This window comes from Planctobacterium sp. AWH2_060 (assembly GCF_056158425.1).
In genome coordinates this window covers 5105474-5129185 of the sequence record NZ_JBSWTG010000001.1, presented here as the reverse complement: position 1 = coordinate 5129185, position 23712 = coordinate 5105474, and the positions used below count along the sequence as shown (strand labels likewise).

The following is a 23712-nucleotide window of genomic DNA, read 5'->3' as shown; positions in this document are numbered from 1 at the left end:
TCAGTCAAGTCGAAAAGAGCGGCGATTATAGCGATTTTCCGCCGCAACGCAAGGGTCCCTTGGCATAAATTTAGCGGAGTCTAAGAAACCAGACGCTTAGGTTGCAATTTACCTTTCAGGTACTGGGCAACGCCCAAAAATTGGTTGCCGCAATATACTCTGACATCTTGTGCTTCAAGCGGCTCACATGTGACAGGTTGTCCGTGTAAAAAGCGCGCGGCATTAGCCTCGGAGATTTGCACCTTAGTCAGGTGTAAAATGGGGGCATCAACTGCGAGTTTAAGCTCATCCAGAGCCGAAAAGTCATCATCATTCTTCAGACTTTCCAGGTATTCAGGGGTATACATAGGGAGTCCGGAATAACCGGCCACATCGGTGCGATGCAATCGGGTAACATAAGCTCCGCAGCCCAAAACCTGCCCTAAATCGTCCACCAGCGAGCGAATGTAGGTACCTTTGCTACAGTGCACTGTCAAGCTTACCTCTGTGCTGGTAAACTCCTCCAGGGTCAGTTTGTATATTGTAATAGCACGAGCCGGGCGCTCTATCGTAATGCCTTGTCGGGCATAATAATAAAGCGGTTTACCTTCATGCTTTAGCGCAGAAAACATAGAGGGTACTTGCTTTATTTCGCCTCTGAACAGGTTTAATGCCTGCTCTAATTGCGCCTTACCGATATCCACAGGCTGTTCAGAAACCACTTCACCGTCAGCATCAGAGGTAGTGGTTCTGATCCCTAATTTCGCCGTGACTTGATAGGTTTTATCTGCGTCCAGGGAATATTGTGCAAACTTAGTAGAATTACCAAAACAAACCGGCAACATACCGCTTGCCAACGGATCTAACGCGCCGGTATGTCCGGCCTTATTAGCATTAAAAATCCAGCGCACTTTTTGCAACACCTGATTTGATGATGCCCCTAAAGGCTTATCCACCAATATCACGCCGTCTATTTTACGGCCTGATTTGCGTCTACCCATTGTGTTTATTGCTCTTCGTCTTGTTCAGGATCTCGACCTGAATTCTTTGCCTTTTCGGCATCGGCTTTGACGGTTTGGGTTACAATGTTAGAGATGCGCATACCCTCTGTAATGGACACATCGCGCATGAAATGCAATGCCGGTACCGAACGCATGCGAATGCGTTTCGCCAACAAGCTGCGCACAAACCCTTTGTTCTCTTCTAAGATCGCTAAGTCTTCTTTGATCTTTTGCTCATCATCAGTGAAGAAGGTTACGAAGATTTTCGCGTGCGCCAGGTCACGGGAAACATCAGCACCAGAGACGGTTATAAACCCGACTCTGGGATCGCGATTTTTAAACTCATTCTGCAAAATGCTGGCAACCTCTTTATGGATTTGTTGCCCCACTCTGTCTGTTCTTGAAAATTCTTTTGCCATATTAGATACCAATTATCTCAGACACAAACGGAGGCAAGCGCCTCCGTTTTCATTATTACTGTTGCAATGACATTAGCAAGCTTTATACAAATGCTTGCTCAGCGACTTGTGATTGCGGCGAATTAAAGCTCGCGCTTAACCTCAACCGTTTCGAATACTTCGATTTGGTCGCCAACTTTAACGTCGTTGTAGTTCTTAACACCGATACCACATTCCATGCCGTTGCGAACTTCAGCCACATCGTCTTTAAAGCGACGCAATGACTCCAGCTCACCTTCATAGATAACAACATTATCACGTAATACACGGATTGGGTTGCTGCGCTTGACATTACCTTCAACTACCATACAACCTGCGATAGCACCCAGTTTTGGTGACTTAAACACGTCACGCACTTCAGCAAGACCAATGATTTCTTGTCTGAACTCAGGGGCTAACATACCACTCATTGCCGCTTTAACTTCGTCAATCAAGTCATAGATAACGCTGTAATAACGCAGATCAACATCTTCTGCTTCAAGCACTTTACGCGCGGTTGAATCGGCACGAACGTTAAAGCCAACCACGATAGCATTAGAAGCAGCAGCCAAAGTAGCATCTGTCTCAGTAATACCACCAACACCACTACCAATAATGTTAACGCGAACTTCATCGGTAGACAGCTTGGTTAAGGAATCAGAAATTGCCTCAACCGAACCTTGTACGTCGGCTTTCATTACCACGTTCAGTTCTTTCACGTCTCCGGCTTCCATGTTGGCAAACATGTTTTCCAGCTTAGCTTTTTGCTGTTTAGCCAGTTTCAGATCGCGCTGCTTGGTGTGGCGTTTGTTGGCAATTTCACGCGCCTTGCGATCATCCGGCACCACCATGGCATCTTCACCAGCCTGCGGAACTCCGGACAGACCCAAAATTTCCACCGGCTTAGAAGGACCAGCAACTTTAACTTCATTGCCGTTTTCGTCGCGCATCGCTCTGACACGACCGTATTCGTTACCACATAACAGGATATCACCAGTACGCAATTCACCTTGCTGAACCAATACTGACGCTACCGGGCCTCGGCCCTTATCCAGGCGCGATTCGATAACAATACCTTTCGCTGCACCAGTTGGGATAGCCTTAAGATCCAGAACTTCCGCCTGCAGCAATATGGCATCTAATAGTTCATCAACACCCATACCCGTTTTGGCAGAAACATTAACGAACTGGTGCTCACCGCCCCACTCTTCAGAAATAACTTCTAGCTGAGAAAGTTCCGTTTTAACACGGTCTGGATCCGCAGCTTCTTTATCCATTTTGTTTACCGCAACAATCAGCGGTACGCCTGCAGCGCGAGAGTGCTGAACAGCCTCTTTAGTCTGAGGCATTACGCCATCGTCGGCAGCAACAACCAGGATTACGATATCCGTCGCGGTGGCACCACGCGCACGCATTGCAGTAAATGCCGCATGTCCCGGGGTATCCAGGAAGGTGATTTCACCATTGTCAGTTTCAACACTGTAAGCACCGATGTGCTGGGTAATACCACCGGCTTCGCCTTCGGCAATCTTGGCCTTGCGAATGTAATCCAGTAATGAGGTTTTACCATGGTCAACGTGTCCCATGATTGTCACAACAGGTGCGCGACCTGCGACGTCACCTTCTGCGATGTTGGCTAATAATTCATCTTCCAATGCATTATCGTTTACCAACTCATATTTTTGTTCAAGTTCTTCAAGTACCAGAACAGCAGTGTCTCTGTCCAATACCTGATTAATGGTTACCATCTCACCCATTTTCATCATCACTTTGATGACTTCAGTGGCTTTCTTAGCCATTTTACTGGCCAGTTCGCCAACGGTGATGGTCTCACCTAAACGAACAACCCGGTTAACCGGTTGTGCGGGCATATTGAATCCTTGTTTTAATTTGTCAGAAGCTTTTTTCTTCTTATGCATCCGACGTCTGGAGCTTTTCTCAAGCGCCATGTCTTCTTGATCTTCGGCTTCTTGCGCGTAGCGGTTACTGTGCAAATGCACTTCAGCCGCTTCTTCTTCTTTGCGCTTACGCTCTTCTTCTTCCCAACGCTTGCGGTTTTGTTCCGCCAGCTTCTTAGCTTCTTCAGCAGCTTTAGCAGCTTCCTGCTCCAGCTTGCGCTTGGCTTCTTCTTCCTGTTGGGCTTTCAGCTTTTCGGCTTCTTCACGCGCTTTAGCACGTTCTGCCTTTTCTTCATCGCTCAACTCAGAATCGGCCTGCTCATCTGCCGCAGCTTGCTCAGCCTTGCGTTTCTCTTCAGCCGCTTTTTGCTCGGCTTTGCGTTTTTCTTCGGCGGCTTTGCGCTCGGCTTCCAAACGCGCTTTTTCTTCAGCGGCTTTACGAGCTGCTTCTTCAGCTTCTAAACGGGCCTTTTCTTCCTGCTCAGCTTTTAAGCGTGCTTCTTCTTCCGCGATGCGAGCTTCTTCCACGTCACTGCGTTTAACGTAAGTACGCTTTTTACGCACTTCGACTTTAACCTGTCGAGACTTGCCCGCGGTTAAGGTACTGGTAGTTTTGCGCTGTAATGTCATTTTCTTCGGTGCTGCATTGGCAGAACCACCGTGTTGTTTACTTAAATGATCAAGTAACGCGGCTTTTTCCGATTCGGTAACATTGTCTTTAGGCTGTTTAGGAATACCTGCATCAGCAAATTGTTGCAGCAATTTGTCTACCGTAATACCGACATCATCAGCTAATTTTTCGATCTGGACTTCTGGCATGTTGATTTGTGCTCCTGTGCTGATTTTATTCTTCGTTGAACCAAACGATATTTCGCGCTGCCATGATCAGCTTTCCAGCTTCTTCATCTGACAACTCTTCAATATCACTGATATCGTCGATGCCCTGCTCAGCCAGCTCTTCAAGGTCAGTAATACCTCTGCTAGCTAGTACAAATGCGACATGTCTGTTCATGCCTTCCAGGTTCAACAACTCTTCAGTTGGTTCAGACTTTTCCAGTGACTCTTCATTTGCCAAAGCCTTTGTGGTCAACGTTGCTTTCGCACGTTCACGCAACTCTTCAACGATATCTTCATCCAGACCTTCAATTTCCAGCAGTTCACTTACCGGAACGTAAGCAATTTCTTCCAGAGAAGTGAATCCTTCGTCCACAAGGATAGAAGCAAAGTCTTCATCGATATCCAGCCCTTCCATAAACACGCTGAGCACTTCGGCATTTTCTTCTTCGTGTTTGGCTGCTAATTCTTCTGTGGTCATCACGTTCAACTCCCAACCGGTCAATTGACTGGCAAGGCGAACATTCTGACCATTTTTACCAATGGCCTGCGCCAGGTGATCACTTTCAACTGCTACATCCATTGAATGCGCGTCTTCATCAACAACAATGGACGCTACTTCAGCAGGTGCCATAGCATTAATCACGAATTGTGCTGGGTTTTCATCCCACAATACAATGTCGACACGCTCGCCACCCAGTTCGCCGGAAACCGCTTGCACACGAGAACCACGCATACCAACACAGGCGCCAACCGGGTCTAAACGTTTGTCATTAGTTTTAACCGCAATTTTAGCTCGGGAGCCAGCATCACGTGCAGCAGAGCGCACTTCCAGAGTTTCTTCTGCGATTTCTGGTACTTCAATACGGAAAAGCTCAACCAGCATATCTGGATGGGTACGACTGATAAATAGTTGCGCGCCTTTGGCTTCAGGGCGAATGTCATAAAGCAAGCCGCGAACACGGTCACCCGGTCTGAAGGTTTCTCTGGGCAGCATATCTTCGCGATACATGACGCCTTCAGCGTTATTGCCTAAATCCACAATAATATTGTCGCGATTTACCTTTTTAACCGCACCGGTGATCAGATCACCAACGCGATCGCGATACTCGTCTATCATTTGCGCGCGTTCGGCTTCCCGAACCTTTTGTACGATTACCTGTTTTGCAGTTTGAGTCGTGATACGATCAAAGGCGATAGATTCAATTTGCTCTTCAACAAAATCACCTATTTTGATCTCTGGCTCGTCAATCTGAGCAGCGGAAAACGTAATTTCAGCGTAAGGGTTCTCTTGTGGCTGGTCATCTTCGATAACTAACCATCTGCGAAACGTATCAAAATCACCGGTGTTGCGGTCAATACTTACCCGCACTTCGATTTCACCTTCATTCTTTTTCTTGGTTGCACTTGCAATCGCGAATTCAAGCGCTTCAAAGATCTTCTCTCTTGGCACCTGTTTTTCATTTGATACAGCTTCTGCCACTAACAGAATTTCTTTATTCATTTCCGCCGCCTTATCACTAATGATTAATTATTGTTATTTGAGCCACTTAAAATTGAGGGACCAAATTTCCTTTTTCAATATTGCTGATGACTAATTCAAACTGCTCATTATCAACCTGAATGGTCAACTTATCATCGGCAACGCTAAGTACTTCACCTTTAAAGTTTCTGCGGTTACCTTGAGGAATACGTAACCTTAGAGAAACTACCTGTCCAACTACCGCTTCATAATGAGCGGATTTGAACAGCGGTCTGTCCATGCCTGGTGAAGAAACTTCCAGGTTATATTCAGTGCTGATTGGATCTTCAACGTCCATCACCGAGCTAACCTGATAACTTACATCTGCACAGTCATCAACCGTAATACCATCAGGATGGTCGATATACACTCTCAATGTTGAATGTTTACCCGCACGAACAAATTCAACACCTATCAATTCAAAACCCGCTGCTTCAACAGCCGGTTCTATCAGCGCATTCAATTTATCTTGAATTTGAGACAATTTGTTCTCCAAAAATGAAAACAGGGCTTAAAGCCCTGTTAATAAATCCTGATTACTTTCTCCACTCAGCCAGAAAAAGTCCGTTCAAACTGAATTTCCCTGAGTGGAGATAATAAAAAACCCCGGTCTAGCGGGGTTTTTTATTTATGGACCCAAGTCCTTTTATTTTATTTAAGATTGAACAATAATCCAACCCTAAAATTTGGTTGCGGGAGGCGGATTTGAACCACCGACCTTCGGGTTATGAGCCCGACGAGCTACCAGGCTGCTCCATCCCGCGCCTGAAACCTTTTGTAAGCTTGGCTAGTGCCTCGCTTCAACGTGGTGCGTATTATACATAGGCATTAATGCTTAGCAACCGTAATTATTAATTTTTTATGATATTTTTGTTCAACTGGTCAAAGTAAAAGCAATCAGTGGTTTTTTCACCCAAACTTTAACATTTTGGCAACATAAAAGCGGATTATTTATCAAATCGCCTCTTCATTTTCTTCGCTGGTACGAATGCGAACGACTCGCTCAACGTCGTAAACAAAGATTTTACCGTCCCCAATTTTGCCGGTTTGCGCGGTATTGATAATAGCTTCTACCGCCTGGTCCACGATATCGTCTGTTACAACCACATCAATTTTAACCTTTGGCATAAAATCTACCTGGTATTCTGCGCCACGATAAAGTTCGCTGTGCCCTTTTTGACGACCAAATCCTTTTACCTCTGTCACAGTAAGACCTTCAACACCGGTTTCAGCCAATGCTTCACGGACATCATCTAACTTAAAGGGTTTGATTATCGCTTCTATTTTTTTCATCAACTTTCTCCGGGTAACGACAACGCGATCTGTTAAAGAAATCTATTTATGTTAAACATATCACAACAATCCAAATTATAGGTTGCGATCATCTAAAAGATTGCCATTATTGATAAATGTCTGTTCAGGGTAAATAGGTTTTCGTTGAATTTAAGGCGTTTTAAAACTATCAAACTACAATCAGGTATCACATTGATCGAGTTAATGATCAGCATGGCGATACTGTTTGTAATCATGACCGTCGGAATGCCGTCAATGCAAGGCATGCTGATCCGTACCCAGGTTACTTCTCAGATAAACGAGTTAAGCGCAGCAATTCGCTATGCCCGGCACGCCGCAATTAATGATCAAACGACGGCCGTGCTGTGCCCCACCACAAACTTTTCCAGTTGCAGCGCTGATTGGGATGATCCCAAAATGGTTTTTCCTGATTACGATGGCAATGGCGCCAGAGGCAACGATGAAGAAATCCTGGCAGGTGCAGGCAATATTCTGGAAAATTTCAACCTGACCGGACCCAATGGCAACATTAGTTTTCAGAGTAATGGCGCCGTGGCCTCTCCGGCAACATTACTACTGTGTCACGAAGACAATGCCGCAGAATACGCAAGGGCGCTCACCATCAGTTTACAAGGCAGAGTTAAACTCAGTGAGGATAGTGACGAAAATGGCGTACATGAGGATAACAGCGGTACGGCATTGAGTTGCACTTCGTAAACAATGTTTTAGGCTTAACACACCCAGCAATATTCTGAACTTGAAATACTGCCATTGCTGTTGCTGTCCCAGGCTTTGCGACCATCGCTGTAATAATACAAGGTACCATCGCCAGCCGAAGCCGTACCTGTCACCGGAGTCGCAGTGAGCACATAGCTGGTTCCCGCGGCTGACACTGAGGCAATATCTAAGTCGTACTTTTTATTCACTTCTGGTTCGCTGGAAGGAGACCAGTCATTGAAAAAAGCAGGTGAGCCGGTATCCCCTCCACCTTGCGCCGCCCCACTATAAGTAAAGTTAGAAGCTTTGAAGCGCTCCATACCGGCTGCCACTGCCATTAAATCAGATTGAGCACTGGCTCTGGCAGCGGAAGCAATATAACTGGTATAGGCAGGGTAACCAATGGACACCAAAATTCCCATAATTGCTACTGTTATGAGTAATTCCGTCAAAGAAAAACCAGAACTCAATTTCGCCATAGATTACTCTGCTATTCCAAAAATTAATTTACACTATTGCTGTTCATTTTCAGTTTTCCAGCTGCCACGTCGCAAGCGTTCATAACTGCCGTAGATATTTTCCGCCAGGCATTCAAAATCAGAACCACAATCACTATCTTCATCATCTACTATAGACGTACATTCAGTTCCAAGACAAATGGTGGGGGTTAATACATCTTCTATCAGAATTTTAGAATCTGGGGCTATACCTGTTTGCGCCAGATCGGCGTAGCGATCTTCATGTTCCAAAACACCATCGCCATCCTTATCCAGAATTGCATTCCCTGTGGTTAGCTCTACAACATATGCGCGACTGGTGCCGGTAGGTGGAGCACAGGCGCTCTCAGACACGGTTGCCGGAAGATAAGTGGTAAAAAACAATCGATAATTTAAGATCAATGGTGCAGCCAGCACTTTCTCACCACCTGACCCCAACCGGATAAACCAACCCTGCTTCTCAGAAAACTCTGTGACCTCAATTTCCCGCTCGGCGTCATCATTAGAGGTTAACAGATGATCGGTGGCATCGTATAAATCAGTTTCGGTATAGGGTGTTTCTGGAAAGGTAAATAGACCATCATCGCCAATCAGAAATACACCTTTATCTTTTACCATGTAAAAGCGATCCTGAATGGTGGTATCCAGTGGATGTGCTCTATAGCCAGTACCAAAAGCTACAGCGTAATAATGTTCATTGGCCAGACTGATTTCCGAGACATCAGCGCTGTAATAAAATCGTCTTGCATCGGCAGCTGTACCGCCCCCCACATTTGCGATAACACTGCCCTTCATAAAATCGTTGCCGCTTTCACCATTATAGATATCCAGCCTGAAAACCTGGCCCCCCATATCAGTGACATATAGATGGTCCGCCAGGTCATCATTGTCTCGGTCAATAACTGCCACTCTCGCCGGTATACTGTAGGTCATCTCTGCCAGTTCAAAATCAGCATTACTGTTACTGACTGTCCATAACAAGGCACCAGTATCAGCGTCAACGATATATACGGCATTACCAAGGTTATCGTCACTGCGCACTTGCTTGCTGTCCTGGTCTTCGTCGTAACCACCGCCAAAAATCAATACATTCTTTGTGGAGGCGCCTATTTTAACTTTGCTGACAACCGGACGTGACCAGCTTTGCCCCAGTTTTTCAAATCCTGTACTGCCACCTTCAATCTTAAACACCAGAGAAGGCGAGCTTTTACTGGATACATCAAATGCATAATAATTGTTTCCACCGCGGCGCATACCAACGTACAAATAGGTGGTGGTGTTGTTTACTGTGCGCGTTACCATGTCACCGTCAAGACCATAAATATGCGTATAGCTGGAAGCGTCTTCGTATATATCATGCAAATTAGCCAACAACTCTTTAGGAATTATCGCAAAATTCTGCTCTCCGGTATCGGGGTCAAAGGAGTGTAAAAAGCCGTGATTGGTAGCCACAAACACCGCACTATCGTTAACCCCATAATTCACAATGACGGGTTGAGAATGGATGGGATCTCCCATTTGTTGACGCGCGTCAGATGTCGAACCATCGCCATCTTCATCTTTTAGATCTACGCCCCTGGCCCACTGTAATACTATGTCGCGCAAACCTTCGGGGTCCGCTTCGGATTCGATCGCCAAATTGGCGGTGGTAATACTGCTATTGTCTTCGTGTAATCGGTTTGCGTTAGCAATAATACTGCCGGTTCCCTCGAAGAAATAAACGTTTCTCACCAGATCCAGAGCACTGGCCGCTCCCCCCTGGCGTACATCGTTGCCATCCACGGTTGTGGACCAGTAACTTTGAGCATTCTCGTCAAAAAAACCTGAACCTTCATCTACAGCCACGGCACCGTTACTGTCGTAGACCGTATCACCGCTTAAGCGATACTTTTTAAGGTTTCCAGGCCAAAGTGTTCCTTCAGAGGGTTTAAAAAGGGCAAAGTAAAGTTCATCTTTGTGGGTTAGTCGGTTTAACTGGTTTACCGCCACACCAGGAGACACAAATGTAGCATTGACGTCTTTCACCGATTTAATGATGGTCTGAAATGCCGTTACCAGATCTTCGGAATTATCAGCCGTGTAAAAACCACCACCGCTTTGCACGGCCAGCTGATTTAAGAAGTTATTCGCTGTGGCATTGGCCGCAAACCCGATGGTGTGAGTGGTTACTTTGGTATTGATCACCGAATCCGAAGAATCACTGATATTACGCACCAGATCCAGGCCACACTTCTCACCACCACTGCCTGAACAGTTGATTCCCAAAAGTGCCTCTATTTCATCTTCACTGTGATTATTGTTAGCTGCGCCATCAGATAGCAGAACAATATGGTTGTTGGTCTGGCATTGCAGGTCCGTTACCGGTGAAATGTAAGTGGCACCATCAGGAATATACTCGTTGATACAATCAGAATCAGACAAATCATCTTCAGAGCAACCATAGGGTTTTACAGAATCTGATCCGGTGTAGGATAAGCGGTGACTCACCCGGGTGTTTCTTCGCACTGAACTGCTAACACCGGATGTGCCTCTGGCTAACCCATAGTACACATCCAAACCACCGTAATAACTGGCTGCCTCGTACAAAGAATCAACAATGGGAGTGTAACCATTTGCCGACAACTCCCCCACTTTGTTTAATAAATGAGAACGCACGGTAGCGGCGGTTCCGGGTTCGGCATTGCCCTGAAATTCAATAACCAGCTGTGCGGCACCAGAGGGTTTTCCAGAATAGGTGTAAGCGCCTCGATTACCGGTTATATTGGAGATAATGATCATCATATTATTACCGGAAGACCAGTCTTCTCTGTCTACCACCTGTTGCACAACAGAAGAGATATCCGGCGACTGATAAGTACTGTTTTTGCTCCAACTGGAAATGTTACTCCAGCTCACTCCGGTTGTTTTTGACTTATCTCGCAACAAGTAACGGGTATAACTACTGAAGTTAGCAGGATTAGACTCATTCGCAGCACTAATGGTAAAGCCCGAACCACTGGTAGAGCGATTGCGATAAGCGGTAAAATTTAAGTAGGCATTGGTAATTGTAGCCCCTTGAGGAATAGCGACTTCGTTAAACCTCAATCCAATATAGCTGTTACTGCTGGCACTAAATGTCAGTTCACTGCCCGTGGACTGATAACCATTAGTGGCCTCTTCGGCGTTTTCTGATTGCGACTGGATCTGGTAAGTGAGTGAGCCCGCCACACAGCCGGTAGCCGCATCAGAGTCATACTCAATAATTAGTTGCGCACCCGTGCCATCACCTTCATCAGCCGAAACAACTTCACGGGCACTTCCCGCATCGGAGCTATTCCCTTCAATCAATATGGTCATTGCATTGCCGCCACACCAGGTACCCTGATCGACGATTTCCTGAATAACGCTGGTGATATCCGGGCTATCCACTGTTTCACCACTTACCGGGAATTCATTGTCACTATTCCAGGTGACACTGGCATTTGTTTGGGTGCGGTCAGACAGGTTATTGTTTGCCGACAAAATGGCCGGAGAGTCGGCAATCAACTCACCTTTAATTTCCAATTCCGTTGCTTCAGTATCGTAGCCATCTGAGGTAAAGTTCAGGTAGGCGGAAGTAATTGAGGCTCCTTGCGGTAACTGCACGTCGGTGAAACGAAAACCTGACAGAGTACTTCCGGTGCCCACAGATAACTTTACTTTGTTATCAGTACTGTCGGTCCAGCCATTGAACTGATAACCATCATCGCCTGAGCTTTGCACACTATAAATCAGTTCCGGTTCAACGCTTTCATCCAGATCCCTGATTGGATACAAAATCGGCCCCCCCCAATCGGAAAAGCGCATAAGACCAGCATTAACGTTGGTTGATGTAGAAAGCACCTCACTCAGTGCATTTTGCACCCTCAACATCCGGGTCTCACTGCCCCCGTCTTTATTAGTCATACTACCGGAGGTATCCATGATGAAAAGAACGTTGGGATTGTAGGTAACCTGAGCGTCTGCCACTCCGAGATAGATTTCCAGGTCATCAGAATGGGCCGAGAAACCAATACACAAGAACAGTATGGTTGAGCAAACAAATGAATTTAATTTAGATAATTGAATAGTCATAGTACTGCTCCACTACTCTGTTGCCGGGGCAAAAGTCGATGCCATTAAGGTATTTGCCACGGCATATCTAGCGCCGCTCAGTTGCCCGCAGCCCCGGATAATGAAGACATGACAACTAATATTTCCGCCGCCCTGAACATTACTGGAACCCAGGCAGGATTGTTCCGTAACAAACGCCGTTCTGGACCAACTCTCAACGGCAGGGGTTGATTTGTAGTTCCCTGTAGTGGTGTGGTTTTGCCCTTTGGTAAGACCATCTTCTGTGAGAATGCGATTAGTCCAGTTCTCACTGTCAAAGCAACTCATGTCTGTGGTATTAGGTTCAAATTCCGTACCCTGCCTAGCCTGGGATATAGGATCAGTAAGCACATCTTCCCCCAATAACACCGCATCTTCAGACTCAAACGCAACACCTGCTATTGCCGCCTCGGCCGCATCGAACGCCATATTTTGTGACTCCATCGACACCGCCATTTTACTTTGCAACAAACTACTGGTTACCGCAGTAACACCAAGGATTGTAAGGCTCACCAACATAAGCAGCGCAATAACCAATGCGACGCCGCGGTGTTTGTTAAATGCACTATTCATAGTTTTCGATTCCTCACATAATTTTTCATATTGCGCAAAGAAATCGTTGCCTCAAATTTCTTGTACAATCCGTCTCCGGAAGGCGTAAATGACTCTTCATTAAGCAGCTTAAAGGTGGGCGCTGTATCTATTTTCACATCCCCCTGACCTTCCACCACTATCGCTATTCGCAATGAAACTACATTAGCTCCGGCTGTTCGCTGGGCGGCCAACTGGTCAGCGGTAACATATGACACTGGTTGGCCGGTAATGTCGCCACTACCAGAAGTGGCGCTAACGCCATACACCACCTGAAAGCTCAAGACATTATCCAGCAAGGTAAATGCGGCATCACCATTGTTGCCGGATGCCACTTTTTGCCCTCGCAAAACCCGACCATCAAAGCCTCGACACTTGAGTGTGCCATCCTCAACAAAGTACTCGTTAACTACAAAAAACTCGACATCCGTTGCGTATCCCAATTTATACCCGCGACAATCGCGTAATCCTTGTTTTGCAATGACTAAGATATCGTCAGCACCATTAGCTCCCTGGCTTGAACCGAGACTTTCCCGATTAGTAAAATCGCCAGCCAGGATCACCGGCCGGTTTTGTAAAAAAGCGGCTTCTTCTACCACGTCAACCCCGGTGTCCAAATTCGGATCCAAGGGGTCGTAACGGCCAGTGGTAATAAGATCATTGCGCAGTCTACCCATGATATAACGGCCATTTTCCTGCGCCTCAGCCATTGCCCGGTTAAGTCCTTCAGTCACCTGACTGCTTACCACAATCTGAATTACCCCCGCGGTCAGAATCAGTCCCACCGTCAGTGAAACCATTACTTCCACCAAAGAAAAGCCAGTTTGAGTATGGTGAATAGCTTTTCTCATAAGGTTAAATCCAGCGTGACGCAGTCAAAATTAGTACCTTCACTGTCATTGCAATCTGCATTCTTAGTTCTTTCTTTGTTTAACCAGTTTTGTACGGGCCACTTCAATATAATGCTGTGTCTGGAGCCAGCACTGCATGCCTCATCATCCAGTACATCGTTATCTTCACAGCTAAGACCCAGTTCCATATTTGGATTACTGGCTTCGCTGGCACAACTCATCTCGTAGGCATCGAACTCAGCAAACTCAGCGCCAGTGCATTGGTCTTCATTGCAGTTGGGAATGGCATCAGGAATAGACAAACAAAAGCAATCGAATTGAGAGGTGTCTTCCAGTAAACAGGACAGGTTATTAAAATTGTAAATCTCTTCTTCAAAGTAACTGTCATCCACTACCAGTCCATTGCTCACCGTCGACATATTGCTGTTAGCGCGTAACCTCTCTGCCAGTTGCTGAGTTATTAGCACCGCTTGCGAGCGGTTTAAGGCGTCACTGTTGGCAAACGTACCCACAAACTGCAGTGACGCTATTCCCAGCAAGCCGATAGTAAGAACAAATACTGTCACCAGTACTTCTACCATACCGACACCTGTTTGATTTTTTCTGTTAATGCTTTTCAACCTCATCCGCAAATATTCACCAAGCAATCAATTTCAGTTACTTTCTTCAACCGGGAAAAACGGCAACAACCCGGTGCAGGTTTATTGCCCCATGATAAATAAAGCACAATAAAATCCCCACAACCACAAGAAACGCTTGTTTTTGTGAGCTATTTATCAGTAATGGTTTATATTTTGAGCACTTAAGAGTGGAGGTAACCACTCTTAAGTGAAGTAAGGAAGGGAGGTTTAAAGCTGTTTAACTTGTAATTCTTTTGGCACGGCGAATTGGATATTTTCTTCCCGACCGGCGACTTCCGTGACAGAAGCAGAACTTAAGGATTTGATTTTTTCGATGACGCCCTGCACCAGTATTTCAGGTGCCGAGGCACCGGCAGTGACCCCCACCTTGCTGGCAGATTTTAACCAATCTTCTTGTAACGCTTCAGCATCATCAATCAAATAGGCCTGAGTGCCCATTTTTTCAGACAATTCCCGAAGCCGATTAGAGTTAGAACTGTTTTTTGCGCCCACCACTAACAACAGGTCACAGTCTGTTGCCAGCTCTCTGACAGCGTCCTGGCGATTTTGCGTGGCATAACAAATATCGTCTTTACGGGGGCCCTGAATTTTTGGGAATTTGGCCCGCAACGCATCAATCACATCTGCAGTATCATCAACTGATAAGGTAGTCTGGCTACAATAATAAAGGTTGGCCTCATCTTTAACCTGTAGGGTTGCTACATCAGCCGCAGACTCCACCAGGTAAATGCCACCTTCAGGATTGTCATACTGGCCCATTGTACCTTCTACTTCTGGGTGTCCCTGGTGTCCGATAAGGATACATTCGGTTCCTCTTTTACTGGCACGACTCACTTCCAGGTGTACTTTCGTTACTAACGGACAAGTGGCATCAAAGACTTTTAACCCTCTTGAGCTGGCTTCTTGTCTGACTTTTTGCGATACCCCATGGGCAGAAAAAATCACAATGCAATCATCCGGTACTTGGTGTAACTCATCCACGAATACCGCGCCTCGCTCTCTCAGGCTATCGACCACATACTTGTTGTGTACCACTTCATGGCGCACATAAATGGGAGGCTCAAACAGTTCCAGTGCTCTATCCACAATAGTGATAGCGCGGTCTACACCGGCGCAAAAACCGCGGGGGTTAGCTAACTTTATTTGCATTTACCTGACCTCCAGAATTTCCACTGAAAATATCACGGTTTCACCCGCCAGTGGATGATTAAAATCCACCGTGACCGAGTCACCGGCTACCGAACGAATAATGCCAGGAACTTCCATTCCACCAGGTTGTGTAAAGCTGATGATCATGCCCTCTTCCGCCGGCGTATCCAGCCCAAACTTATTGCGATCCATGTGATGGATGTTATCCGGATTAGGCATACCAAAGGCGTCATCTGGCGGTAAAGTGAAGGTTTTCTTGTCACCCGCTTTTAAACCCCGTAAACAAGATTCAAAGTTAGGCGTTAAACTGCCATCACCCATCACCAGTTTAGCCGGTTTATTGTTGACCCTGGTACTGTCTGCGGCAGAGCCATCTTCCAGTTTCAGATCAAAATGCAATATGACTTCACTGTTGTCACTAATTACACGCGGTTCAGTCATTCTTTAAACTACCTTGAGACGAATTTTCGGGTTGCTCTTTGCGGGCAAAGGCATCGTAAATCAGCAATCCGGCCCCAATAAATATCGCACTGTCAGCAATATTAAAGGCCGGGTAATGCCACTGTTGATAATAAAAATCCAGAAAGTCGATAACGTAACCATAGATTAATCGGTCAGCCACGTTACCTATTGCACCGGACAGAATTAAAGAATAAGCCACAGGAAGTAACACTTCCTGTTTCTTATTTTGTTTCAGCCACCACAACAGCACTACACTGACCACCAGCGCGATCGCAGTAAAGAACCATCGCTGCCAGCCACCAGCATCACTCAGGAAACTGAAAGCAGCACCGTAATTACGCACATAAGTCAGGTTAAAAAATGGTAGTACCTGCACTGATTCGTACAAATCAAATACGCGAATAACCCACTGCTTAGTGATTTGGTCTAACGCCAGGGCCAGCACTGCTACCCACAGCCAACGCAGGCCTGTTTCAGTAAACAACTTAGGCATAATGTCTGTCTTCACCAGCGCCTTCGACATTATCTACACAGCGAGAGCATAATTCCGGATGCGCATCATTGCTGCCTACGTCTTCGCGAATATGCCAACAACGAGCACATTTAGTACCTGGTGCAGCTTCAATACGCACCCACAGCCCTTCTAATTCGCTATCATTCAGGTCTTGTGGTTTTTCACTAACCTGTACCACATCCGCCAAGGAGGTGATCAGTACAAAACGCAGCTCGTTTTCCAGTCGACTTAATGAAACATAATGGGCTTCAGTGACGTGCAAGGTCAACTTAGCTTCCAATGAACTACCAATGGTTTTGTCTTTTCTTGCCTGTTCCAAAGCACGGTTCACTTCCGCTTTGATTTTCAGGATTTGTTGCCAATAAGCATTATCGAAGTCCGCAGATTCACTGTAATTTTCAAAGCCCTGATACCAGACATCCGTCAGCACAAACTCGTCTCTTTCGCCAGGCAGGGCTTGCCAGATTTCCTGAGCCGTAAAACTCATGATTGGCGCCATCCAACGCACCAGCGCTTCGACAATATGATACAAAGCAGTCTGGCATGAACGGCGAGCGACGCCATCACCTTTCGCTGTATATTGACGGTCTTTAACGATATCCAGATAAAAACTACCTAATTCCACTGAACAGAAGTGCATCAGCTTTTGCGAAACTACAATAAGATCATATTCTTCATAGGCTGCCAGAATTTCTTTCTGAACGGTTTTAGCACGTTCTATGATCCAGCGATCCAGCGCCACCATCTCTTCCGCCTGCAACATATCTCTGGCCGGCTCAAAGCCTTTAATATTGGCCAATAAGAAACGTGCGGTATTGCGGATGCGGCGATAACTATCGGCGGCGCGCTTCAGGATTTGATCCGATACCGCAATTTCACCTGTGTAATCAGTAGAAGCCACCCACAAACGCAGAATGTCAGCTCCCAGCTTGTTCATTACATCCTGAGGTGACACTGTATTACCCAACGACTTAGACATCTTCCGGCCTTGCTCGTCAACGGTAAAACCGTGAGTAAGTACTTCCTTATATGGAGCCTGACCTTTGGCAGCAACCCCAGTCATCAGAGATGACATAAACCAGCCGCGGTGCTGGTCAGAACCTTCCAGATACAAGTCAGCAGAGGCCGGAATATCGTCGCGACGGTCCACTACAAAGTAATGTGTCACACCAGAGTCAAACCACACATCCAGGGTGTCGGTAACTTTGATATATTGCTCGGCATCCGCACCGATTAGCTCTTCAGGCTTGATATCCCACCAGGCCTGGATACCGGACTTTTCCACTTCCAGCGCCACTTTTTCAATAGTCGCGACAGAATCTGGGTGTAACTCACCAGAATCTTTATGGATAAACAGTGTGATGGGCACACCCCAGGTGCGCTGACGGGAGATACACCAGTCAGGACGTCCTTCTACCATGCTTTCGATGCGACCTTGTCCCCAATCTGGGATCCACTTGGTTTTGGCAATTTCAGACAAGGAGTCGCGGCGCAAACCATTTTTATCCATGGAAACAAACCACTGAGGTGTGGCGCGGAAAATGATCGGCGTCTTATGACGCCAGCAGTGCGGATAACTGTGCTCGTAAGCGTGATGGTGCAACAGGTTGCCCTTCTCAGTCAGCACTTCAACCACATGGCTGTTGGCCTTAAATACGTGTTCACCGGCAAAAATTTCAGTGCCTTCAACATATACACCATTGGCACCTACCGGATTAACCACGTCCAGGTTGTAGTGTTTGCCGACATTGAAATCGTCTACACCGTGGCCAGGTGCAGTGTGTACACAACCGGTACCGGAATCAGTGGTAACGTGGTCGCCCAAAATTACCGGCACCTGACGTTCGTAGAACGGATGTCGCAGCTGTAAATTCTCCAGCTTCGCTCCTTTGCAATAACCCAGCGCGTGGTATTTATCCGCACCGAAACGATCCATACAATCTTTAACCAGGTCCGAAGCCAGTAGCAGGCGCTGTTTAACGCCATCTTTTTCCATCTGAACCAGTTCGTATTCCAGTTTAGGGCTTACACAAACCGCCTGGTTGGCAGGTAAGGTCCACGGGGTTGTGGTCCAGATAACAACTGAAACGGCCCCTTCACCCTGATGCCCTTCGGCCAAATCAAACTGCTTTATAAACGCTGCTTCATCCACCACAGGGAAAGCCACATCAATCGAAGGCGATGTTTTGTTTTGATACTCAACTTCAGCCTCGGCTAAAGCGGAGCCACAATCGGTACACCAATGCACTGGTTTAAAACCTTTTTCCAGGTGTCCCGCTTCAATGATTTTTGCCAGCACGCGAATAATGTCGGCTTCGGATTTAAAATCCATGGTTTTATAGGGGTTATCCCACTCACCTAATACGCCCATGCGCACAAAGTCGGCCTTTTGTCCTTCCACCTGCTTATTGGCATATTCACGGCATTTTTCACGGAACTCAGCTGCCGTGACTTTTTTGCCCGGCTTTCCTACCTTTTTCTCTACCATCAGTTCAATGGGCAGACCGTGACAATCCCAGCCTGGTACATAAGGCGAATCAAAGTCAGACAGCGTTTTAGACTTAATAATGATGTCTTTCAGAATTTTGTTAACGGCGTGACCGATATGAATGTTGCCGTTGGCGTACGGAGGACCGTCATGCAAAATAAAAGGCGCTTTGCCTTTTTTAGCAGCGCGAATCTTTTTGTAAAGCTGCTTTTCGGTCCATTCTTTTAACATCACTGGCTCGCGCTGAGCCAGGTTACCACGCATAGGAAATTCCGTATCAGGGAGATTAAGCGTATGTTTGTAATCGGTCATGTAATCTTAAGTCCACTCGTTTATGCCAGTCTGGCAACCATTAACACTGTTTTTCCAGCCATTCTCTGGCCTGAATTGCGTCTGCCTGAATTTGAACTTTCAGGTCTTCAAAAGACGCAAACTTACGTTCTTGTCTGATTTTGTGGTGTAAATCCACCTCGATAAACTGACCATAAAGATGTTCTTTATAGTCAAAAATATGTACTTCTAACTGCGGTTTCTCGCCATTTACGGTGGGCCGATTGCCCACATTGGCAACCCCCATAAAGCGCTCACCTTTGATCCTTACAGTCACCGCATAAACGCCTTGTACCGGCGAACGGTGCCGCTTCAACAGCAAATTTGCCGTTGGAAAACCGATAGTGCGGCCTTTCTTCGCGCCGTGCACCACTTTTCCTGAAATACAAAAAGGGCGCCCCAGCATGGCACTGGCTTCATCCAGCTTATCTTCACTGAGCAATTGTCTGATAGCTGATGAGCTTACTCTGGCCTGATTCAGACACAAACTGGCGGTGTTGATCACGTCAAAACCGAAGGTCTTCCCCGCCTGCACCAGATACTCAAAATCACCTGTTCGGCCTTTGCCAAAGCGAAAATCATCGCCCACCACCAGAAAAGCAATACCCAGCTTTTTAACCAGTAAATGCTCCACAAAATACTCAGCAGTTTGCCCTGCAAATATGGGGGTGAAATTAATGCAAAGCAAGCGTTCTACGCCCAGTTGCTGCAGGCGCTGATACTTATCGCGCAAACGACTCAATCTTGCAGGCGCTTTATCAGGCATAAACAGCTCTTCAGGCTGAGGCTCAAACAGCATCACAACGGAAGGAAGTTGAAATTCCTTTGAGCGTGCCAGCAGCTGACCTATTACAGCTTCATGCCCTAAATGCACGCCATCGAACTTTCCTATTGTGAGCACACAACCGCGATGTTCTTCACGAATATTGTGTAAGCCCCTGATAAACTCCAAATCCAGCCCCTTCTTTGTGCACGGTTCATGCAAAAAATCACCGGATTATAACGAACCTGCTAGGTAGTTTCAGCCAGTTTTACCGGATAAATCAGCGATTTTTCATGATTTGTCAAAAATGTTGGGGTAGTCTTTGTCTCAATGGAACCCAACAGGCAAGAATATGCTGAATTTTAAGTCATTTTTAATCCTTACTCTGTCCCTGATGTTAAGTTTACAACTCACTGCCGGAACGCCTGGTGATACAGCCCCCGACAGAGTGCGCGGCGAGGGGCCCTGGGAGCGACTAATTCTGCGCGGTGTCAACCTTGTCAGCGGCGAAGGTGCCCCTGCTATCGGGCCGGTAGACATAGTGATAGAACAGGACCGCATCAAACAAATCGTCGTAGTTGGCCATCCCGATGTACCTATCGTTTCCCCAAAAAGACCGGTTGCCCAACCAGGTGACAAAGAAATGGATTTGGAAGGCTATTACGTCTTGCCGGGTTTCATAGATTTACACGCTCATATCGGTGGGTCAGCCGACGATATTCCAGCAGAATATGTGTTTAAACTCTGGCTGGCCCATGGCATTACCACCATCAGAGAACCGGGTTCTTTCAATGGGCTAGACTGGGTTATGCCGCAAGTGGAAAAAGCGCAGAACAATGAGATAACCGCACCGCGAATCGTCCCTTACCTGGGATTTGGTATGGAATCGGCTACGCCAATCGAAACCCCTGAAGACGCCCGAGAGTGGGTTATCAACGCTAAGCGTAAGGGTGTGGCAGGCATCAAATTTTTTGGCGCACCGCCACAGATTATGCAAGCTGCATTAGAAGAAGCACAACGACAAGGACTGGGCAGTGCCATGCATCACGCGCAACTCAATGTAATGCGCACCAATGTATTGGATTCTGCTCGTCAGGGGCTAACCACTATGGAACACTGGTACGGATTGCCCGAAGCCTTATTCAAAGACCGAATTATTCAGCATTACCCCCACGATTATAACTATCAGAACGAGCAACATCGCTTTGAAGAGGCAGGTCAACTGTGGCAGCAAGCGGCAGAACCCGGTAGTGACACCTGGAACCAGGTCAGAGACGAATTGTTAGCGCTGGATTTCACCTTAAACCCCACCCTGACTATTTACGAAGCCAGCCGTGACCTGATGCGGGAAATGAATGCCGACTGGCATGACGAATACACTTTGCCGACGCTTTGGGAGTTCTTTCAACCGTCGCGTTACGCGCACGGCTCTTACTGGTTCGACTGGACCACAGAAAACGAGATCAACTGGAAGAACAACTATCGCCTGTGGATGACTTTTTTAAACGACTACAAAAACCACGGAGGTCGGGTAACAACCGGCTCTGACTCAGGTTACATTTTCAAAATATATGGTTTTGGCTATATTCGCGAATTAGAGTTATTACAGGAAGCTGGCTTTCATCCACTGGAAGTGATTCAATCGGCCACCCTGAATGGTGCACAGGCACTGGGCATGGAAGATGATATAGGTTCGGTGATAGTGGGCAAAAAAGCAGATCTGGTGATCGTAAAAGAAAACCCTACCCAGAACTTTAAAGTCCTTTACGGCACAGGTCATTTTAAACTGAACGACGAAAATCAACCCATTCGCACCCGAGGGATTCGTTATACCATTAAAGATGGCATCGTTTTCGACAGCCAGCAGTTACTGCAGGACGTTCGAGCAATCGTCGCTGAGCATAAAAAAACGCAATAAGCGTTGCATTTATTTCTGCATCAGGTGTTTCGGCCTGATGCCCAACAGTAGTAAGCCTGCCAGATATACAGCAACAGCAACAGCCAGCAATTTAGTCAGCATCAGAATTCGTGCATCCAGAGTTAATAGTGCCCATTCACTGATGGGAATATCCAGTTGATAGACACTATACCCCATCACAGCACTCACCAGCGCTACCCGGATAATAAACCAGAGAGTACTTTTAGAAATGCGGAACACTGCATCCTTGTGTAAGCGTTGATAAAGCAATATGACATTTAGCAAGGCTGACGCCGATGTAGCCATCGCCAGGCCGATAAAACCCAATTCATAGCCCAGTGGGATAACAAAGGCCAGATTAAATCCCATATTAGCCACCATACACCAGATGCCGTATTTAACTGGTGTTTTGGTATCCTGGCGGGAATAAAATCCGGGTGCTAACACCTTGACCAACATAAAGCTCAACAAACCGGTGGCATAGGCGGTTAAACTCAGTGACGCAAAGTGGGCATCCGCAACGCTAAACTCCCCCCGCTGGAAAAGCACCATTAACATGGGTTCGGCCAACACCGCCAAACCGACTGCAGCCGGTAGCCCCAGTAAGCACACCATGCGCACCCCCCAGTCCATGTTCTTTTGAAAGGCGCTTTCTTCTGCCGCCACAAAATTGCGGGATAAGGTTGGCAAAATAACCGTGGCGATTGCAATGCCAAATAAACCCAACGGGAATTCCAACAAGCGGTCAGAGTAATACAACCAACTGATGGAGCCGGTTACCAGAAAACTGGCAATGACAGTGTCCAGCAACAAATTAATTTGTCCCACTGATACACCAAACAAGGCGGGAATAATCAATTTACGCACTTTTTGCACACTGTCATCTCGCCAACCCCAGCGAGGGCGCACTAATACCCCGGCTTTTGCCAGAAAGGGTAACTGAAACAGCAGTTGCAATAATCCCCCCAGAAAAACTCCCCACGCCAAGGCATAAGCTGGTTCGGCAAAGGAATCATGCAGCCACAAAGCGCAGCTAATGATGGCCACGTTTAACAATACCGGTGTAAACGCTGACACAGCGAAGCGATTCAGAGAATTGAGAACAGCGCCAGATAAGGCCACCAAAGTGACAAACCAGAGATAAGGAAAGGTAATTTTTAACAGTTGTGAGGCCAGTTCAAATTTTGCTGCATCCGGCCCATCGTTGTAGTAATCGAGAAACCAGCCAGTGCCAAATAGCGCGACTATCACTGGTGAAGCTATCACCCCAATAATCGTCACCAGGGTTACGATTGTGCCTAAAGTACCCGCCATTCGGGCGATAAATAACCGGGTGTTATCTAAGTCCTGTTGGTGCTGTACTTCAGCTAGTACCGGTACAAATGCCTGAGCAAAGGCCCCTTCGGCAAACAAGCGACGTAAAAAGTTGGGAATTTTATTAGCAAATAAAAATACATCCGCTGCCAGCCCTGCCCCCATAATGTTGGCCACAACAATATCCCTGAGTAAGCCAAGGACACGGGAAATAAAGGTCATGGCACTGACCACAACACCGGATTTAAGTAACTTTTTTGACACGCGAGAACAAAAGCTAAGTGGCTGATTTTCGCCATATTATGCGCTCATTAACGGCTTTTATCAGTATTGCCACCAAAAAAGTTTGAGATTTTTTTAATTGGGCTGTCAACGGCTGAGCATCCAAAGCGTTTTAAGCAAT

At 46.7% G+C, this 23712-nt stretch carries 19 protein-coding genes and 1 tRNA gene; 2 read left to right on the top strand and 18 right to left on the bottom strand.

Going from position 1 to position 23712, the window contains the following annotated elements:
- Positions 1-80: 80 nt before the first annotated feature.
- From truB to glnB, 7 genes are all read right to left on the bottom strand, one after another.
- A complete protein-coding gene (gene truB / locus ACXAD8_RS22205) occupies positions 81-980 on the bottom strand; it encodes a tRNA pseudouridine(55) synthase TruB (RefSeq protein ID WP_475232558.1) in 900 nt (299 codons plus the stop codon).
- Positions 981-985: 5 nt separating this feature from the next.
- Positions 986-1399 carry a 30S ribosome-binding factor RbfA gene (gene rbfA / locus ACXAD8_RS22200; protein ID WP_229528718.1) on the bottom strand — a complete coding sequence of 138 codons (414 nt, stop codon included), beginning with the start codon at positions 1397-1399 and terminating at the stop codon, positions 986-988.
- A 122-nt stretch (positions 1400-1521) separates the two neighbouring features.
- Positions 1522-4134 (bottom strand): translation initiation factor IF-2, encoded by a 2613-nt coding sequence (gene infB, locus ACXAD8_RS22195; RefSeq protein ID WP_475232555.1) that lies wholly within the window; start codon positions 4132-4134, stop codon positions 1522-1524.
- A gap of 25 nt (positions 4135-4159) precedes the next feature.
- Positions 4160-5653, bottom strand: a complete 1494-nt coding sequence (gene nusA, locus ACXAD8_RS22190) for a transcription termination factor NusA (RefSeq protein ID WP_475232553.1) — start codon at positions 5651-5653, stop codon at positions 4160-4162.
- A gap of 46 nt (positions 5654-5699) precedes the next feature.
- A complete protein-coding gene (gene rimP, locus ACXAD8_RS22185) occupies positions 5700-6155 on the bottom strand; it encodes a ribosome maturation factor RimP (protein ID WP_475232550.1) in 456 nt (151 codons plus the stop codon).
- A gap of 203 nt (positions 6156-6358) precedes the next feature.
- Positions 6359-6435: transfer RNA gene (locus ACXAD8_RS22180), tRNA-Met, on the bottom strand.
- A gap of 190 nt (positions 6436-6625) precedes the next feature.
- The gene (gene glnB, locus ACXAD8_RS22175) at positions 6626-6964 is read right to left on the bottom strand and encodes a nitrogen regulatory protein P-II (protein ID WP_229528715.1); all 339 of its coding nucleotides are present in this window, start codon (positions 6962-6964) and stop codon (positions 6626-6628) included.
- Positions 6965-7108: 144 nt separating this feature from the next.
- Here glnB and ACXAD8_RS22170 point away from each other — a divergent pair, with 144 nt between their 5' ends.
- On the top strand, positions 7109-7681 hold the full coding sequence (locus ACXAD8_RS22170; protein WP_475232548.1) for a GspH/FimT family pseudopilin: 573 nt from the start codon (positions 7109-7111) through the stop codon (positions 7679-7681).
- A gap of 14 nt (positions 7682-7695) precedes the next feature.
- On the opposite strand, the gene ACXAD8_RS22165 is transcribed toward ACXAD8_RS22170, so the two are convergent.
- From ACXAD8_RS22165 to ribF, 10 genes are all read right to left on the bottom strand, one after another.
- A complete protein-coding gene (locus ACXAD8_RS22165; RefSeq protein WP_475232546.1) occupies positions 7696-8160 on the bottom strand; it encodes a type IV pilin protein in 465 nt (154 codons plus the stop codon).
- Positions 8161-8193: 33 nt separating this feature from the next.
- Positions 8194-12270, bottom strand: a complete 4077-nt coding sequence (locus tag ACXAD8_RS22160) for a VWA domain-containing protein (protein WP_475232544.1) — start codon at positions 12268-12270, stop codon at positions 8194-8196.
- A gap of 12 nt (positions 12271-12282) precedes the next feature.
- Positions 12283-12861 carry a pilus assembly PilX family protein gene (locus ACXAD8_RS22155; protein ID WP_475232542.1) on the bottom strand — a complete coding sequence of 193 codons (579 nt, stop codon included), beginning with the start codon at positions 12859-12861 and terminating at the stop codon, positions 12283-12285.
- Complete coding sequence (locus ACXAD8_RS22150; protein WP_475232540.1) at positions 12858-13730, bottom strand: PilW family protein; 873 nt, start codon at positions 13728-13730, stop codon at positions 12858-12860. Before ACXAD8_RS22150 ends, ACXAD8_RS22155 begins: the two co-directional genes overlap by 4 nt.
- On the bottom strand, positions 13727-14356 hold the full coding sequence (pilV, locus tag ACXAD8_RS22145) for a type IV pilus modification protein PilV (protein ID WP_475232538.1): 630 nt from the start codon (positions 14354-14356) through the stop codon (positions 13727-13729). Before pilV ends, ACXAD8_RS22150 begins: the two co-directional genes overlap by 4 nt.
- A 222-nt stretch (positions 14357-14578) precedes the next feature.
- Positions 14579-15520, bottom strand: a complete 942-nt coding sequence (gene ispH / locus ACXAD8_RS22140; protein WP_475232536.1) for a 4-hydroxy-3-methylbut-2-enyl diphosphate reductase — start codon at positions 15518-15520, stop codon at positions 14579-14581.
- Complete coding sequence (fkpB, locus tag ACXAD8_RS22135; RefSeq protein WP_475232534.1) at positions 15521-15961, bottom strand: FKBP-type peptidyl-prolyl cis-trans isomerase; 441 nt, start codon at positions 15959-15961, stop codon at positions 15521-15523.
- Positions 15954-16475: a signal peptidase II gene (lspA, locus tag ACXAD8_RS22130; RefSeq protein ID WP_475232532.1), complete on the bottom strand. Its 522-nt coding sequence runs from the start codon at positions 16473-16475 to the stop codon at positions 15954-15956. Before lspA ends, fkpB begins: the two co-directional genes overlap by 8 nt.
- The gene (gene ileS, locus ACXAD8_RS22125; RefSeq protein ID WP_475232530.1) at positions 16468-19296 is read right to left on the bottom strand and encodes an isoleucine--tRNA ligase; all 2829 of its coding nucleotides are present in this window, start codon (positions 19294-19296) and stop codon (positions 16468-16470) included. The genes lspA and ileS overlap by 8 nt, the downstream gene beginning before the upstream one ends.
- A 40-nt stretch (positions 19297-19336) precedes the next feature.
- Positions 19337-20266, bottom strand: coding sequence for a bifunctional riboflavin kinase/FAD synthetase (ribF, locus tag ACXAD8_RS22120; protein WP_475232528.1), 930 nt, complete (start codon positions 20264-20266; stop codon positions 19337-19339).
- A gap of 205 nt (positions 20267-20471) precedes the next feature.
- Here ribF and ACXAD8_RS22115 point away from each other — a divergent pair, with 205 nt between their 5' ends.
- Positions 20472-21995 (top strand): amidohydrolase family protein, encoded by a 1524-nt coding sequence (locus tag ACXAD8_RS22115; RefSeq protein ID WP_475233058.1) that lies wholly within the window; start codon positions 20472-20474, stop codon positions 21993-21995.
- Positions 21996-22004: 9 nt separating this feature from the next.
- Here the strand turns inward: ACXAD8_RS22115 and murJ are convergent, their stop codons facing one another.
- Complete coding sequence (gene murJ / locus ACXAD8_RS22110) at positions 22005-23573, bottom strand: murein biosynthesis integral membrane protein MurJ (protein ID WP_475232526.1); 1569 nt, start codon at positions 23571-23573, stop codon at positions 22005-22007.
- Between the last annotated feature and the right edge of the window lie 139 nt (positions 23574-23712).